This is a genomic window from Flagellimonas sp. 389 (genome assembly GCF_018449435.1).
Taxonomy (GTDB): Bacteria; Bacteroidota; Bacteroidia; order Flavobacteriales; family Flavobacteriaceae; genus Flagellimonas.
This window is the reverse complement of sequence record NZ_JAHCMU010000037.1, coordinates 1-586: the sequence shown is the minus strand read 5'-3', so window position 1 is coordinate 586 and position 586 is coordinate 1. Positions and strand designations below refer to the sequence as shown.

Here is a 586-nt window from a genome sequence, read left to right as displayed (position 1 = left end):
TCACCGTTGAATGTATCGGCGACGTACCGCTGCCCAACGTGAGCGTTGTAACGGACGGATCGGACAACTGCAGCGCGGCTGGCGACATCACGGTTGCCTTCGTGAGCGACAGTGCCCTTACGGGGAGCAACCCTGGAACGATAACAAGGACCTATAGCGTGACCGACGAGGCCGGGAACAGCATCACCGTAACGCAGGACATCATAGTCGACGACACGACGGACCCTACTGCGAGCGACCCATCGGACATCATGGTGGAATGCATCGGTGACGTACCGCTGCCCAACGTGAGCGTTGTAACGGACGGATCGGACAACTGCAGCGCGAGCGGCGACATCGTCGTTGCCTTCGTGAGCGACAGTGCCCTTACGGGGAGCAACCCGGGGACGATAACAAGGACGTACAGCGTCACGGACGAGGCCGGGAACAGCATCACCGTGACCCAAAATATCATCGTTGACGACACGACGGACCCTACGGCGAGCAATCCATCTGCGATCACCGTTGAATGTATCGGCGACGTACCGCTGCCCAACGTGAGCGTTGTAACGGACGGATCGGACAACTGCAGCGCGAGCGGCGACAT

At 59.9% G+C, this 586-nt stretch carries 1 pseudogene; it reads left to right on the top strand.

Annotated elements, in window-relative coordinates:
* Positions 1-586, top strand: a pseudogene (locus KIM67_RS18500) (DUF5011 domain-containing protein); the annotation flags it as partial.